This window comes from Moorena producens PAL-8-15-08-1 (genome assembly GCF_001767235.1).
In the GTDB taxonomy this organism is placed as follows: domain Bacteria; phylum Cyanobacteriota; class Cyanobacteriia; order Cyanobacteriales; family Coleofasciculaceae; genus Moorena; species Moorena producens_A.
The window spans coordinates 8,898,036-8,914,512 of the sequence record NZ_CP017599.1; the positions used below are offsets into that span (position 1 = coordinate 8,898,036).

At 43.3% G+C, this 16,477-nt stretch carries 12 protein-coding genes; 9 read left to right on the forward strand and 3 right to left on the reverse strand.

Features of this window, described 5'->3' with window-relative positions; translation table 11 throughout:
- Nucleotides 1-70: 70 nt before the first annotated feature.
- The 9 genes from BJP34_RS32685 (at nucleotide 71) to BJP34_RS41585 (ending at nucleotide 5,356) form a co-directional block, all read left to right on the forward strand.
- Nucleotides 71-433 (forward strand): transposase, encoded by a 363-nt coding sequence (locus BJP34_RS32685; RefSeq protein ID WP_202972047.1) that lies wholly within the window; start codon nucleotides 71-73, stop codon nucleotides 431-433.
- A 4-nt stretch (nucleotides 434-437) separates the two neighbouring features.
- Complete coding sequence (locus BJP34_RS32690) at nucleotides 438-845, forward strand: transposase (RefSeq protein WP_202972113.1); 408 nt, start codon at nucleotides 438-440, stop codon at nucleotides 843-845.
- Nucleotides 846-1,314: 469 nt separating this feature from the next.
- Complete coding sequence (locus BJP34_RS32695) at nucleotides 1,315-1,881, forward strand: Uma2 family endonuclease (protein WP_070395933.1); 567 nt, start codon at nucleotides 1,315-1,317, stop codon at nucleotides 1,879-1,881.
- A gap of 106 nt (nucleotides 1,882-1,987) precedes the next feature.
- Nucleotides 1,988-2,395 carry a XisH family protein gene (locus BJP34_RS32700; protein WP_070395934.1) on the forward strand — a complete coding sequence of 136 codons (408 nt, stop codon included), beginning with the start codon at nucleotides 1,988-1,990 and terminating at the stop codon, nucleotides 2,393-2,395.
- Nucleotides 2,386-2,604, forward strand: coding sequence for a hypothetical protein (locus tag BJP34_RS46185; RefSeq protein WP_193431293.1), 219 nt, complete (start codon nucleotides 2,386-2,388; stop codon nucleotides 2,602-2,604). Before BJP34_RS32700 ends, BJP34_RS46185 begins: the two co-directional genes overlap by 10 nt.
- An 18-nt stretch (nucleotides 2,605-2,622) precedes the next feature.
- On the forward strand, nucleotides 2,623-3,861 hold the full coding sequence (locus BJP34_RS32705) for an RNA-guided endonuclease InsQ/TnpB family protein (protein WP_083305468.1): 1,239 nt from the start codon (nucleotides 2,623-2,625) through the stop codon (nucleotides 3,859-3,861).
- Complete coding sequence (locus tag BJP34_RS32710) at nucleotides 3,824-4,129, forward strand: XisI protein (RefSeq protein ID WP_229424134.1); 306 nt, start codon at nucleotides 3,824-3,826, stop codon at nucleotides 4,127-4,129. Before BJP34_RS32705 ends, BJP34_RS32710 begins: the two co-directional genes overlap by 38 nt.
- Before the next feature lie 181 nt (nucleotides 4,130-4,310).
- Nucleotides 4,311-5,051: a class I SAM-dependent methyltransferase gene (locus BJP34_RS32715; protein WP_070395936.1), complete on the forward strand. Its 741-nt coding sequence runs from the start codon at nucleotides 4,311-4,313 to the stop codon at nucleotides 5,049-5,051.
- Nucleotides 5,052-5,167: 116 nt separating this feature from the next.
- Entirely contained in the window at nucleotides 5,168-5,356 is a 189-nt protein-coding gene (locus tag BJP34_RS41585; RefSeq protein ID WP_149031302.1) for a hypothetical protein, read from the forward strand.
- Here the strand turns inward: BJP34_RS41585 and BJP34_RS32720 are convergent.
- The 3 genes from BJP34_RS32720 to BJP34_RS32735 all read right to left on the reverse strand — a co-directional run bounded on the left by BJP34_RS32720 (nucleotide 5,325) and on the right by BJP34_RS32735 (nucleotide 16,407).
- Entirely contained in the window at nucleotides 5,325-6,749 is a 1,425-nt protein-coding gene (locus BJP34_RS32720) for a hypothetical protein (protein WP_070395937.1), read from the reverse strand. The two genes, BJP34_RS41585 and BJP34_RS32720, sit on opposite strands and share 32 nt — an antisense overlap.
- Nucleotides 6,750-6,848: 99 nt before the next feature.
- Nucleotides 6,849-11,405, reverse strand: a complete 4,557-nt coding sequence (locus tag BJP34_RS32725; RefSeq protein WP_070395938.1) for a caspase family protein — start codon at nucleotides 11,403-11,405, stop codon at nucleotides 6,849-6,851.
- Between the two features lie 574 nt (nucleotides 11,406-11,979).
- Complete coding sequence (locus BJP34_RS32735) at nucleotides 11,980-16,407, reverse strand: caspase family protein (RefSeq protein ID WP_070395940.1); 4,428 nt, start codon at nucleotides 16,405-16,407, stop codon at nucleotides 11,980-11,982.
- Nucleotides 16,408-16,477 lie beyond the last annotated feature (70 nt).

A 16,477-nucleotide genomic window follows, 5' to 3' on the forward strand; every position in this document is an offset into this window, starting at 1 on the left:
TTATCATCCCTAAACGTGAACCTATCCCACTAATCTCAAAAGATGGTAGTCTATTGCTGGGTTGATTTAGGTGTATGACTCTATGGCTGGGCGCTTTGAAGGGTTAAGTGATTTGGAATGGAAGTTGTTTGAAGATATCTTCCCCAAGGACCCAGAAAAACGGGGTAAAGGAATGCCTCATTGTCCCTATCGTTATGTTTTAAACAGTTTGTTGTACCTACTGATTACTGGATGTAGATGGTGTGATCTACCACGAGGGGAGATCTGGGCATCAAAAAGTTCGTCTCATCGATGGCTAAAGCGATGGCGCTTAGATGGAACATTTGAACATTTACAAGCACGTGTGCTAGCGATCGCAGATCAAAAGGGCTTGATTAAATGGGAGTTTGGTGCCGTAGACGGCTCTTTTTCCCCCTGGCAAGGGAGGAGGTGAAGGCATTGCTTATGGTGGTAAAGGTAAAGGTGTTCTGATTCACACCCTGACTGAAGGTAGTGGAATGCCTCTAGCTAACTGTACAACTCCTGCCAATGGTAGTGAAAGAGAACAAGTCTTACCTCTACTGGATCAAGTCAAATTGAAAACTTTGAAACCAGGTAGACCACGTAAGAGGCTCAAGGTACTAGCTGCCGATAAAGGTTATGATTCCAAAGAAAAACGTGCTGCTCTGCGTAAGCGAGGCATTCGACCCCAAATACCAAAACGGATTTGGAAAACCAAGAAAAATCGAGGAAGACCGATTAAAATGTCGGTGCCCAGATATCAACAGGAACGTTGTTTTGCTTGGTATAGCGCGAAAATATCGTCGTCTAGTGGTTCGTTGGGAACGACAAAAAGTTTATTTTGATGCATTTATTGATCTTGCTACTATTCATCTGTGGATTCAAAGACTCTTATTAGTGGGATAGGTTCGTTATCATTAATTCCCAGTATATTGATTTTTGCACGTTAGTGTAGCCTATCGATCAAGGAATCGCACCCAACCTGGTTCCACGATGATGGCGTTGGGAATTTTATTCGCGATCGCTTATCTATTCTTGTCAAGACATCCGGTCACACAGGACTGACACTGGCCCTTTGATCCAGGGTTCTTTAGTAGAAGAAAGTAGGTTTTTTCGGTAGAGTGGGCAAAACTTACCCACCCCACTTAAATTCAATATTAAGTCTCTACTTGGAAGTAAACATCAACCATGTCGTGTCTAGTACTGACTCTCCCTGTAGTAAGGTAAAGTTGTAACTTATATGAACCACTGCTATCTATCATCTAAAACCTGTTCTCGATGCTAAGGCCAGCTACGTAATTCATAGACTCTGCCATGATTGCCAATCCTCAGTCCCAGAAAATGACTGTCGAAGCTTACTTGGAATGGGAACCACACCAGGAACTTCGATACGAATTTATTAATGGTGACATTTTGGCTATGACAGGTGGCAGCATCCCCCACAACGATATTGCGATTAATCTACTAGCTGCGCTACGTCCCCACGTTCGTCCCAAAGGCTGTCGCATCAATATTGCTGATGCCAAAGTAAAGGTTACCGAATCTATCTACCGTTATCCAGATGTGGTGGTGAGCTGCGATCAGCGAGATAGAATAGCGATTAACGCGATCCAATATCCAAAACTTATCGTTGAAGTGCTCTCCCCCGCTACAGAAGCTCTCGATCGGGGGAAAAAGTTCAAAGAATATCGCACTCTACCCAGCCTAGAAGAATACGTCCTGATCAGCTCTACTGAGATCAACGTCGAGATTTACCGGAGGGGCGAAGGGAGGTTGTGGCTATACAGGGCATACCAAGCTGGAGATGTGATCACCCTGGAGAGCGTTGGCTTTGAGTTTGCGATCGCACTCCTGTATGAGGATATCCCACTAGACCGGTGAACTTTTAAAAGTAAGGTTTGGTGGTGCGATCGCCCAAGCAATGATGAATACCTTCGCTCTAGCATATAATCTTACCAGAAAAGCTTCCTGTTTCTTTTAAAAGTTCATGGCAAAGGATCGTTTCCACAATGCAGTGAGAACTGCCCTAGAAAAAGAGAACTGGGTAATTACTGCCGATCCCTATCAACTGAGTGTTGGGGAAGTGGATTTTGAAATTGATCTTGCTGCAGAGCTAATCGCTGCGGAACGAGCAGGAGAAAAAATTGCTGTGGAAATTCAAAGCTTTATTGATCGATCCCTTGTCTCCGATTTTCATACTGCTCTTGGAAAATGCATCAATTATCAATTTGCTCTAAATGAAGTTGATACCCAACGTAATCTTTACCTTGCTATTCCTGAAACAATTTACCAATCTTTTTTTCAGCGACGCTTTGTACGATCAGTAATTGATAAGACTCAAATCAATTTACTTATCTATGACCAAACTCACGAGGTTATTCGGCAATGGCTGTAGAAGAATCTGTAGAACAATATCGTCAGTGGATTCACGAATTACTGCTAGAACGAGCCAATCGCAAGCCCACCTTCCCGGAAATTGAAACCCAAGCGGTTTTGGACACGGAACGAGATCATCTATCTTCGGCGTGGAGACTCCCGTTAAGCGCGAAGCTTAACGGTGAGCAGGATTCGCCGCCCTGCTCGCTTTGTATGACTTCACAATAAGTGGTGTATAATGTGAGTATGATTCAACGTGCCTATCGCTATCGCTTTTACCCAACGACCGAGCAAGAAACTCTCTTGCGACGGACACTGGGTTGTACTCGGTTGGTTTACAACATGGCTTTAGCTGCTAGGACTCAAGCTTGGTATGAGAATCAAGAACGAGTTGGGTATGCACAAACATCCTCAATGCTAACAAGTTGGAAAAAGCAAGAAGAGCTTAGTTTCCTTAATGAGGTTAGCTGTGTACCGCTTCAACAAGGCTTGAGGAACCTTTCGGCGAAGCCGACGCTACGCGAACAAAAAGCATTTGCGAATTTCTGGGCAGGACGTGCTAAATATCCCAATTTCAAAAAGAAACATAATGGCGGTAGTGCTGAATTTACTAAGTCGGCTTTCCGTTGGAAGAATGGGCAAGTATTTTTAGCTAAATGCTCTCAGCACTTGCCAATCCGATGGAGTAGACAAATACCTGAAAATTGCACTCCTTCTACTATTACTGTCAAGTTGGATGCTAGAGGACGTTGGTATGTATCTATTCTGGTAGATGACCATACTATTAAGCCTTTTCCAAAAACTGATAAGTCTATCGGTTTGGATGTGGGAATAAATAGCTTGATCGCTACTAGTGACGGAGAAAAGATTACTAATCCCAAGCACTTTAAGGGATTACACAAGAAATTAAGACGTGTTCAAAAAGTCCTGTCTCGCAAGAAGAAAGGTTCTAAAAACAGACAAAAAGCTAGACTAAAAGTAGCTAAAGTACATGCACACATAACTGATACCCGTAAAGACTTTTTGCATAAGCTGACTACTCAACTGGTACGCGAAAACCAAACGATTGTCGTTGAGGATTTAGCTATAAAAAACATGGTTAAGAACCATAAACTTGCCCTTGCTATTAGCGACGCTAGTTGGGGGGAATTAACTAGACAACTGGATTACAAATGCCAGTGGTATGGTCGAGACTTAATTAAGATTGACCGATGGTTTCCTAGTTCTAAAAGATGTGGGAACTGTGGGCATATCGTTGATAAAATGCCGTTGGATATTAGGGAGTGGAAGTGTCCTGAATGTGGGATTATCCATGACCGTGATATCAACGCGAGTCAGAATATTTTGGCGGCAGGACTTGCCGTGTCAGTCTGTGGAGCGAACATAAGACCTGACAACCATAAGGTTGAAGGGCAGTTGCGAAAATCCCGTTCGCGTAGTGTCGGCTTTGCCGAAACGGGAAGGAAACAGAAACCTAAATCGTGAGGTTTGGGAATCCCCCACAAAGCGCGGTAGCTTAGTGGCGGGAGGATGTCAATATCTGTTGCTGCACACTGGCTGGAAAGATAACCGTCGCACCCACGGATGTAGCCTCCACTTAGATATCAAAAATGGTAAAATCTGGATTCAGCATGATGGCACGGAAATTGGCATTGCTACCCAATTGCTTGAACTGGGTGTTCCGGCTGAGGATATTGTCCTTGGCTTCCACTCCCCGAACATGCGCCAATATACCGAGTTTGCCGTTGATTAACTAGACTTCGGGCGTTGCTGAATCTTTCCATAGATCGCCAAACAGGCAAGATGCCTATTCCACAGGATTTTTTCCCTGCTCCCTGCTCCCTGCTCCCTGCTCCCTAAAACCCAGAAGTTTATACTTCACCAATTGAAAATCGCTATATTAATAATCATACAGAACATTAGGAATTAAAGCCATGAGTAGCTCAAATCAAAAACACTATAAAAGAATCGGGAGTATCTATGATGATTTGTGGAGTTACTCAGAAGATTACATTAGATTTATGGGTTTAAGCATAATTGAACATTTACGCTTAACCTCAACAGATAGTCTTGTAGATTTAGGCTGCGGTACAGGGCTTTTTACCCAAGCAATTCCTAAGGAAATACAGTTAGATAATCCGATTATCTGCGTGGATCCTTCTGAAGAGATGCTCTCACAAATCCCCTTAAGCCCTCAATACCAAATTAGGGCAGTAGATGCGATTACTTTTGTCTCTGAAACCTCAGGTTATAATAAGGTCTATATGAAGGAAGCCATTCATCATATAGACAATAAAGAATTACTATTTAGTAGTTTGTTTGAAAAGCTAACTAGTGGAGGAATGTTTTTGCTGATACTTCTGCCTCCAACTATTGAGTATCCTTTATTCAAGGAAGCTTTAGAGCGATATGAAAGAGGGCAGCCTAACTATAACGATCTCACTAGTTTACTTGAAAAAGTCGGCTTCAACGTCTCAGTTAATTTTGTTGAATATCTTCAGTCAATTCCTAAAGAACAATACTTTAAAATGGTAGCAAATCGCTATATGTCCTTACTGTCATTCTTTGATGATCAACAGTTACAGGAAGGTCTAGCAGAAATCTCAGAAAAATATGCTCAACAATCTATCCTTGAATTTCCTGACCGTTTTGTTTTTATTACAGCAAGTAAGTAGTGACAGAGGTTTGCAATTCGGTGAGGGACAAAGTTCGGGATTTTAGGGAGCAGGGAGCAGGGAGCAGGGAGCAGCGGATATGGGAAGAAGGATAAAATCCTGTGTACTTGATAGTTATGCAAACCGCCGTAAGCTATCAGCTATTAGTTATCAGCTATCAGCTAAAGGCCTTGGCCTATGGCCACGCTACGCGAATGGCCACGCTACGCGAACAGCTATCAGCTATCAGCTTATGCGCTACGTGCTGCATCCCTATTCCCTACTCCCTGTTCCCTATTCCCTGTTCCCTATTCCCTTTGCTGTAGTTGCGATCGCATCAGCTCTAGCATTCAATCGCTTGAGTAACGTTGTATGGGAGAGATTGGGATCATCCTCAAGATTGACCAGGCCAAAACTAATCGGGGGTGTATGACCGGGCAAATCTACCCAACGATACCAGGTATAACCGACAAGAGCGGGATGAGTCAAAGCCCTGGCTAAGGACTTAGCGCCATTACGCATCATCCGTGACCTTTCGGAAAACCCGTCTTCTGGTTCATCGGGTAAGGCTCGTTGAGTAAACCTGGTGTGTCCCCAACTAAACTCAGTGTTGAGCACTGGCAATTTTGTAGCTTGGTAGTATAGGTCTATCCGCTCATACATGTTGTAGCGATAATTGTTAGCAGATACCACATCTACCCAAGGTCTTTTGATGGCGGAAAATACAGCATCAGAAGGAGGTGCCCCAAACCGACATCCCAGGATTAAATGGTTGTGGTCATAGCGGTGGATTGCTGCTCCAGTTTCCTGAAAATAGCGTCGAGCAAATTCTGCTTGAAACCCATTCTGATCCACTAAGTAGCCTTTAGAAACAATCCCTTGTTTTGTCTTAGTCCATTCTTTAATCGTGTCTCTAGATTCAATAGGGACCTGCCAATCTTTAGCTAACTGCTCTAAACTATTACCATGGCGCTTTAAAACAAAATCCCAGGCCGCACTATAGGCAGGTTTTTCTGGATTGAGGCTAAGGCAAAATTGTAGTAAAGATGCCTTAGCGTTATTGGTGAGCAACAATTCTGAGTTAACCTTTCGGTCTCGTGTTTCGGCGTGTGCCCAATTGAGTTCATTGTCGGTAAAATATCCCACTAGCAGCTTACTACTTGCCACCGGTGCTACGATTTCCTTAGCTTTAGCATCAATTCCTTCAATCCATTTCGGATCAAACACATCGGGTAACTTTAGCTTCCTGTCATCAACCCTAAGTTCACTGTCTGGAGCAGCTTTGACGAAATTTAGGATAACCGTGTAGGGCATACCCTGATCCCACAATTGAGGTGGTGTCCATGCTCCTAGGGCATTAAAATTCCAGCTCCGCAGCCGCTCAAAGGTAGCTTCCCGAAAGGCAGCGGGGTCTTGACCATATTTATCCTCGACAACCGGAACATAGGGAGCAGGATAGCCAAAGTTGACGGAGGTGACACCCCGGTAAAGGAAGGGTTTGCCATCGGGGTCAATCAACCACCAACGACCTTTGTGGGATTTGCCAACTCGGAAAAAATCCTGCTGACCTATTACGGTTTCGGTCTTGATGCGTACTTGGGCAAGAGGACTAGCAGCTTGGGAGGCAAGAAGACTATTGGGTAGGGCAGAGCTCACCAGTACGATCACTGCTGAGAGGATGAAAATAATAAATCGGGATAATACTTTCCAATGTCGCATTTCAGTTTTGTTAATCCCTGATTGAGATCCCCCGTTGGTCCCCCTTAATAAGGGTAGGGCTGTTTCATTTCATTTATAAACCCTATATACGCCAAATGATTAGAGAGGGGGTACATTCTTGCAGAGATTGCGATCGCTCTCGTCAAGATTGGGGTTCGTCTCCAAATAGTCTCGCACCCAATTACAACCCTTGACTATTAGTTCATTGAATCCTCCTATACGCCATAACTTGGCAGTTCCGGATCTGTCAAGAGTGGCTAGTAAGCTGCCATCAGCACTAAGACTTATACTTGTAACTTCCGTTTGATGCCCATCTTCAAAAGCAGTCAATAATTTTCCTGACATATCCCATACACGGGTCTTACCCTCATCATCCGAATCACGCCACTCCCCACTAACGACTAAGCCACCCTTGGTACTAAAACCGATACTATCCAAGTTGTTATTAGCACCCTTAAAGTGAACTAATTGCTTACCAGACTCCAATTCTTCTAAAAAGATATTACCTCTCTCTTCATAGTTTTTCTCAATCCATCCTTCTGCGACATCCTGGTGCGCAACTAACAGCTTACCATCGGAGCTAAAAGCGATTTCACCCATCTGCTCAGGTTCTGTTTTCCAGATTTTACTGTTCAAATTAAACCGATGGGGAGTACTATTATTATTCTCTACATTAGGATCGTTCTCCACAACAACCAATTCTTCACCATTAGGGCTAAAAAGAAGCTGGCTAATTGTTTTATTAGTTTTATTAAATTTTTTATTAGAGTTATACAACTCCTTGCCCTTCAAATCCAATAAGCGAATCCTATTATCTTCATCCAATACAGCCAATTGTGTACCATCAGGGTTAAAAATGATTTGCCTTATTGTTGTTTTAATATCGGGAAATTGCTTCAACACCTTACCAGTCAAATCCAACAGACGAATAATGTCATCACTTCCGACAACAGCTAGTTGCTTACCATCGGGGCTGATGCTGATACTTTTTAAATTCGGAATTAGCTCTAACTCCTCTAATGGCTTCTGATCTAGTTTCCACCAGACCAGAGTATTGTCATCACCTAAACTAGCAAGTTGTCTGCCCTTCGACGAGCTAGAAATAACCTCACGAATACCACCTTGGTGCCCTTTCAGTTCAAATTCCAAGGCGTCTGACAAAGAGGTATCAATCTTATCTGGCTCATCATAAACACTAATAATACCATCACCATTGTGCCCAACAATCAGACGATCTTCGGTATCAAAAATAATACTGCTAGCTCTACCTATTTGTTTAAAATCATTCTCCGAATCATTCCCATTTAAACTGCCAACGTAGGCGTAGCTTCCCTTTGATATAAACCATCCTCCGAAATATTGACTATTATGACTAAAAACTATATCGAATAATGTCTTATTTTCTTTAAACTCTGCCAACTTTTTCATACTCCTGTAGTCCAAAAATCTGAGGGTATCGTAATATTGGTTTACTACTACTAGCTGATTTTTATAGTTAAATTTAAAAAAATAATTTCTAGTCAAATTTAATGGGTTATTCAATAGCTTTGGTTCATGTCTATTTTCCCACCATATAATAGGCAAATCCACGGAATCACTCCATACGGCAAGCTTATTGCTATCTGGACTGAAACTGAAATTTCTTCTATATAAAGTATTTGTAAGCATTGAATTCAACTTTTCAATCGGGGATTGTTCTTCCGGTTTTTTTTCTAATTTCCACAGGCGAAAAGTCCCTTCCTGGTCAATTGTTGCTAATAAGCGACTATCCGGACTAACATCAAGGTCTACCTCCCCCTCATGTCCTGAAAATACTTTGGGTTGTTGTCTGCCTTGGAAGTCTTGTAAGCGGACAATACCATTCTTTGCTGTAGCAATCATTAACGTGTCATCAGGCTTAAAAAACATCTTTTTAAAACCTTTAGGCACTTCTCTGCGGTTATATTCTCTAGTTGAATAGAATACCTTTCGCAAAGTTTGTAACACTTCAGTTTGAAGCTGACTGTCTGGCTTGAATAAGAATAAGTATCCTGGCCAATCTTGAAGAGATTTTGCTGCCCGTAAACTGGCAAGCAAAGCTTCTAACTCTTGATCTGATTGTAAGTTGGCTTCGGCTGTTTGCCGATCAGCCTTAATTTGACCGATCAGGGCATCTTTCTGACCAATTAAGGAGAATACCAAACCTGTAGCTAACCCCAGAATGACTGCGATCGCAACACCCCAATTCCGACGAGTATTGAAGCTTTTTCGCCGGACGCTACGCTGCACAAACTCAACTTCTACCTGGTTAAACCAGTTGTCCTCAGAATTGAGTTCTTTATTCAATACATCGAGATAAGGATTGGCATTCCAAAGAAACTGTACGGGTTTCTCTCTCGAACCTTTTTGTTCATCCGATGTCCGTTGCCACAATCGAGCCAACTGAGGATTTTCGAGGGTGTTTATTTTGTTAAGAAAGTTTTCAGCAAGGTCAAGTCTCCCATTCAACCAATTAATCACAGCTTCAGCCTTGACTTCAAAACCGGATGATTGTTTTTTGCTTTTAACACTTTTCCACTCCACCGCCGCAGGAGTCAACCGCCGTTGCAGAAGTAGACTTTCCTCCTCCTGTTGCTTCCATCCCAGCAATCTTTGCCATCCCCGCACTAAAGCATCATGGGCTGGTTCTACATAGGGATTCCCCTCAGCATCTTGTCCTTCTACTAATAACCGTGCTGTGCTAAAACGCTCAATGACTTCCTTGACTAAATCATTTTTCTGAGGCGGATATTCCAATTCCGATAAAGGTACTTGCCTACGGGCTAACTCACCCCCACCTAGTGCCACCATCCGCAGCATGACATGACGGATTACTTGGTCATAAGCGGGATTTTCTTGAACTAGCTTCTGATACTCCTCATCCGCCCTTTGAGTTAGCGATCGCATTACTCCCCCCAATTCACTATAATCGGCTTGAGTCAACGCCCGGTCAATAGTAATACCCCCGTATTGTGCCTGCCGTTGTCGCCTTAAATACTTGAGATACAGTTCACTCAAGGCAAAAGACAGCAGGGATAATGCTCCCGGCATATCCGCCACTTCATCAATTAATTCTTCTACTAATTCGTGGGGCTGAAAATACATTACCCGTGCTTGAGCCGGTTTTTCTATCGCTTCGTTGAGTTCCCCTCGTGTCATGGCTGGTACAATAAATCGTCCACTTTGCCAAAGATTTATCAGTACCGTGGTTCCCAATTGATTTAGTACTTCCGGTGCCAACGTTAAGCCCAAATCACAGATTTGGGGTTCAAAATCAGAACGTAGGCTTAATACTACTCGTAATTGCTCCCGATAGCCATCAATTGCTGCCAGTATCTGTTGGAAAAATTCCTGGCGCTCCTGCTCATCTTGACAGAGTGTAATGATTTCTTCGCTTTGGTCAATAAAGATTAATAACTTCGATTTGGGATTGTTTTTAACCCAAACCGCAATACTTTCAGTGAGAGTTTTTTGTTTGTTCCCTAACTCGACTTTTGGTAATCCGGCCTCAACCAGGGCTTTCGTGAGAGCTTGGAAGGGGGTTTCTCCGGGACGAATTGGTGACACTATCGACCATTTATCGGTATTTTCCTGTTTCAACTGGGGAATTAATCCCGCTTTCACCAAACTCGATTTCCCCGAACCGGAAGCACCTAAGACCACACTTAAGGGATGAGTATTGACAAAATCCTGTAACTTTTCTACTAGTAATGTTCTACCAAAAAATAGTTGACTGTGTTCCTCTTCAAAGGAGTTTAAACCCCGATAGGGATTTTTCGACTCATCTAATGGTGGTGCGGGGGGTAAGTTGAGTTCATGTCCTGGAGACAGAAAGATATACTCCCCTTTATCGTGCTTGTCTAAACACCAAATACCAGGGGTTTGGCGCAGACGGTATTTTTCTGTGGGAATTTCGACTCGATCCCGTAAATATAAATATAATTTTGTGGCTGTAATTACCCCATCTCCAGCCGGTTTGCCATTGGTGGCAGGAGGATAGATATCTCCTGCCCCTTCTAGGGCTTCTAATAATGCACTAGCAAAAGGGGAATGATTGCCGATTTGACCGCGTTCGCTATCTAAATTAAAGTTATCTAAAGCCTTTTGATCCGAAGCTGAGGACGTAATGATTTGCCAGGCCGGGTCAGTAATAAAACGGTCATAACGCTCTTGGTGAATGACTTCTGGCGATGTTAGTAAATCCCTGGTACTTGACCATTTAAAAGCACCAGCAAAACAGCAGTCTAGGATACCTAAGAAATGACGACAGGGTAATTGATGGAAAGCATCATGTAACTTGGTCATGGGCAGATAACTATTAGTATCCCCCAGTTTGGCATCTTGAGGAATTAGGTAACCAGCCGGGCCATCATCCCCATTGAGGGCAACTCCATGACCAGCGAAGTAAAATAATAAGCGGTCATTTTCAGTGACTTGTTCGGGTAGGGTTTGGTCTAAAAATTTGTTGAAGTTAGAGAGAGTCGCTACTTCGTCTAAGCATTCCCAGACTTCATAGCCATGCTTCTCGCGCAGAATTTCTATTAGTTTTTTGGCATCGTTTACGGCGGTGTTCAGGGGGGAAATGCCGTTTTGGTAGTTGTTAATGCCGATGATCAAGGCGAGATTGCGGGAGAACATATAGCGGTTTGCGATTTGATTAAGTACACAATTATGGTTTTTTATGGCACAGGAATTCACCCTTATTAAGGGGCGTTGCTGAATTAAGGAATGAATGCGCGATCATCTGGTTTTGTTAAAGCCCCCGTTGGTCCCCATCTGTCAAAAAGCGAAGCATCCGCTAATTCCCCCCAAGCGAGCAATCCCTCCCTTGGGGGGTTAGGGGGGCCTCACAAGGGTAGGTTTTTTACATTTGGGTCCTGCCCCACCCCCAACCCCCGACCATTCGGGGGCGGATCACAAGGAGAGGAAAAGGAAAACAACGAATAAATGATGATTTTTAGCGATGCAGCGCGGTCTTGGGGGTTTCCCCCACTCGCTATTGCATCAAGACAACGACAAATTAAGTATATTTTCTTATCCCCCACACCCCACACCCCACAACCCACACCCCACACCTGAGGTCTTTGTTAAAAACCTACCCCTGTGAGGTTAGGGGGGCGGGGGACGCAAGAGAGTTTTGTTCCCCCCAAGCGAGCAATCCCTCCCTTGGGGGGCTAGGGGGGCGAAAGCATACCCAAAATCAGCAACGCCATCAATTTTTGCAGAGATTGCGATCGCTCTCGTCAAGATTGGGGTTCGTCTCCAAATAGTCTCGCACCAAATTACAACCCTTGACTATTAAATCATTTAACCCTCCTATACGCCATAACTTGGCAGTTCCGGATCTGTCAAGAGTGGCTAGTAAGCTGCCATCAGCACTAAGACTTATACTTGTAACTGTACTTTCATCAACTGTACTTTCATTAACTTTACGTTGATGCCCATCGTCAAAAGCAGTCAATAATTTTCCTGACATATCCCATACATAGGTATAATCCTTCTTCTCATAATGCCGCTCCGCACTAACCACTAAGCCACCCTGGGTACTAAAACCGATACTATCAAAGCTGCGATTAGCACTCTTAAACTTAACTAATTCCTGACCAGACTCCAATTCTTTTACAAAGATATTACCTCGCTCTACCCAGTGATCCTCGACAGCATTCTGCGCCACTAACAGCTTGCCATCGGAGCTAAAAGCGATTTCACCCGATATCTTAGGTTCATTTTTCCAGATTTTACTGTTCAAATTCAACCGATGGAGAGTACTAGTATTCTTATCATCATAACCCTGCGGATATACAGTACTATCGTTCTCCACAACAACCAATTGTGTACCATCAGGGCTAAAAAGAAGCTGGCTAATTGTTTTATTAAATTTTTTAGATTCATACAACTCATTGCCATTCAAATCCAATAAGCGAATCCTATTCTCTTGACCAACTCCAGCCAATTGTGTACCATCAGGGCTAAAAATGATTTGCCTTATTGTTGTTTTAAGATCTGGAAATCGCTTCAACTCCTTACCCTTCAAATCCAACAGACGAATAGTGTCATCACTTCCGACAACAGCTAGTTGCTTACCATCGGGGCTGATGCTGATACTTTTTAAATTCGGAATTAGCTCTAACTCCTCTAATGGCTTCTTATCTAGTTTCCACCAGACCAGGGTATTGTCATCACCTAAACTAGCAAGTTGTCTGCCCTTCGACGAGCTAGAAATAACCTCACGAATACCACCTTGATGCCCTTTCAGTTCAAATTCCAAGGCGTCTGACAAAGAGTCATTAATCTTATATGGTTCATCATAAACACTAATAATACCCTCACCCTCTTGCCCAATAATCAGACGACCTTCGGTATCAAAAATGATACTGCTAGCTCTACTTATGGGTTTAAACTCCTTCCAATATTCGCTATATAAACTACGAAAGTAGGCAAAGCTTACATCATCTCCAAACAATCCTGCTAAGTATTCACCATTAGGACTAAAAACCAGATTCCTCGGGAGTGTCTGATTAAAATTTTTAAACTCTGCCAACTGATTACGACTCCTGTAGTCCGACAATCTGAGGGTATCGCCAGATTGGTTAGCTACTACTAGCTGGTTATTGGAGTTAAAGCTAATACTACTGAAATTGCCTTCCTGTTTCAATAGCTTCGGTTTATCTCCCGTTTCCCACAGGCAGATAGTACTGGAATTGCCCTTCTTAGTTCGCCTTTGTAAATAGGCTAGAAGCTTCTTGCTATCAGGACTAAAACTGATACCTCTGTCATATACACCGAAACCAGTAGGAAATAGACCTAGATCAGTATCTGTAAACCCTGAAATACAGTCTGTAAGCTGACGTGGCTCTTCCTGTTTTCCTTCTAAGTTCCACAGGCGAAAAGTCCCTTGCTTGTCAGTTGTTGCTAATAAGCGACTATCTGGACTAACATCAAGTTCTACTTTACCCTCATGTCCTGAAAATACTTTGGGTAGTGGTGTGCCTTTGAAGTCTTGTAAGCGGACAGTACCATCCTCTGCTGTAGCAATCATTAACGTGCCATCAGGTTTAAAAAACATCTTCTTAAAACCTTGAGGCACTTTTCTGCGGTTATATTCTCTAGTTGAATAGAATACCTTTCGCAAAGTTTGTAACACTTCAGGTTGAAGCTTACTGTCTGGCTTGAATAAGGATAAGTATCCCGGCCAATCTTGAAGAGATGTTGCTGCCCGTAAACTGGCAAGCAAAGCGTTTAACTCTTGACCTGATTGTAAGTTGGCTTCAGCTGTTTGCCGATCAGCCTTAATTTGACCGATTAGGGCATCTTTCTGACCAATTAAGGAGAATACCAAACCTGTAGCTAACCCCAGAATGACTGCGATCGCAACACCCCAATTCCGACGAGTATTGAAGTTTTTTCGCCGGACGCTACGCTGCACAAACTTAGTTTCTACTTGGTTAAGCCAGTTATGCTCAGAATTGAGTACCTTTTTCAACAAATCCAGACGTGGGTTAGTATGCCAAAGAAACCTTGCCCTCTGCTGGCTTTCCCACTCCTGTGCCGCCGGAGTTAACCGCCGTTGCAGAAGTAGACTTTCCTCCTCCTGTTGCTTCCATCCCAGCAATCTTTGCCATCCCCGCACTAAAGCATCATGGGCTGGTTCTACATAGGGATTCCCCTCAGCATCTTGTCCTTCTACTAATAACCGTGCTGTGCTAAAACGCTTAATTACTTCATTGACTAAATCATCTTTCTGAGGCGGATATTCCAATTCCGATAAAGGTACTTGCCTACGGGCTAACTCACCCCCACCTAGTGCCACCATCCGCAGCATCACATCACGGATCACTTGGTCATAAGCGGGATTTTCTTGAACTAGCAAATGATATTCTTCATCCGCCCTTTGAGTCAGCGATCGCATTACTCCCCCCAATTCAATATAATCGGCTTGAGTCAACGCCCGGTCAATAGTCATACCCCCGTATTGTGCCTCCCGTTGCCGCCTTAAATACTTGAGATACAGTTCACTCAAGGCAAAAGACAGCAGGGATAATGCTCCCGGCATATCCGCCACTTCATCAATTAATTCTTCTACTAATTCGTGGGGTTGAAAATACATTACCCGTGCTTGAGCCGGTTTTTCTATCGCTTCGTTGAGTTCCCCTCGTGTCATGGCTGGTACAATAAATCGTCCACTTTGCCAAAGATTTATCAGTACCGTGGTTCCCAATTGATTTAGTACTTCCGGTGCCAACGTTAAGCCCAAATCACAGATTTGGGGTTCAAAATCAGAACGTAGGCTTAATACTACTCGTAATTGCTCCCGATAGCCATCAATTGCTGCCAGTATCTGTTGGAAAAATTCCTGGCGCTCCTGCTCATCTTGACAGAGTGTAATGATTTCTTCGCTTTGGTCAATAAAGATTAATAACTTCGATTTGGGATTGTTTTTAACCCAAACCGCAATACTTTCAGTGAGAGTTTTTTGTTTGTTCCCTAACTCGACTTTTGGTAATCCGGCCTCAACCAGGGCTTTCGTGAGAGCTTGGAAGGGGGTTTCTCCGGGACGAATTGGTGACACTATCGACCATTTATCGGTATTTTCCTGTTTCAACTGGGGAATTAATCCCGCTTTCACCAAACTCGATTTCCCCGAACCGGAAGCACCTAAGACCACACTTAAGGGATGAGTATTGACAAAATCCTGTAACTTTTCTACTAGTAATGTTCTACCAAAAAATAGTTGACTGTGTTCCTCTTCAAAGGAGTTTAAACCCCGATAGGGATTTTTCGACTCATCTAATGGTGGTGCGGGGGGTAAGTTGAGTTCATGTCCTGGAGACAGAAAGATATACTCCCCTTTATCGTGCTTGTCTAAACACCAAATACCAGGGGTTTGGCGCAGACGGTATTTTTCTGTGGGAATTTCGACTCGATCCCGTAAATATAAATATAATTTTGTGGCTGTAATTACCCCATCTCCAGCCGGTTTGCCATTGGTGGCAGGAGGATAGATATCTCCTGCCCCTTCTAGGGCTTCTAATAATGCACTAGCAAAAGGGGAATGATTGCCGATTTGACCGCGTTCGCTATCTAAATTAAAGTTATCTAAAGCCTTTTGATCCGAAGCTGAGGACGTAATGATTTGCCAGGCCGGGTCAGTAATAAAACGGTCATAACGCTCTTGGTGAATGACTTCTGGCGATGTTAGTAAATCCCTGGTACTTGACCATTTAAAAGCACCAGCAAAACAGCAGTCTAGGATACCTAAGAAATGACGACAGGGTAATTGATGGAAAGCATCATGTAACTTGGTCATGGGCAGATAACTATTAGTATCCCCCAGTTTGGCATCTTGAGGAATTAGGTAACCAGCCGGGCCATCATCCCCATTGAGGGCAACTCCATGACCAGCGAAGTAAAATAATAAGCGGTCATTTTCAGTGACTTGTTCGGGTAGGGTTTGGTCTAAAAATTTGTTGAAGTTAGAGAGAGTCGCTACTTCGTCTAAGCATTCCCAGACTTCATAGCCATGCTTCTCGCGCAGAATTTCTATTAGTTTTTTGGCATCGTTTACGGCGGTGTTCAGGGGGGAAATGCCGTTTTGGTAGTTGTTGATGCCGATGATAAAGGCGAGATTGCGGGAGAACATATAGCGTGCGATTTTATTAAGTACACAATTATGGTTTTTTATCGAACAGGAATTCATCCTTATTAAGGGG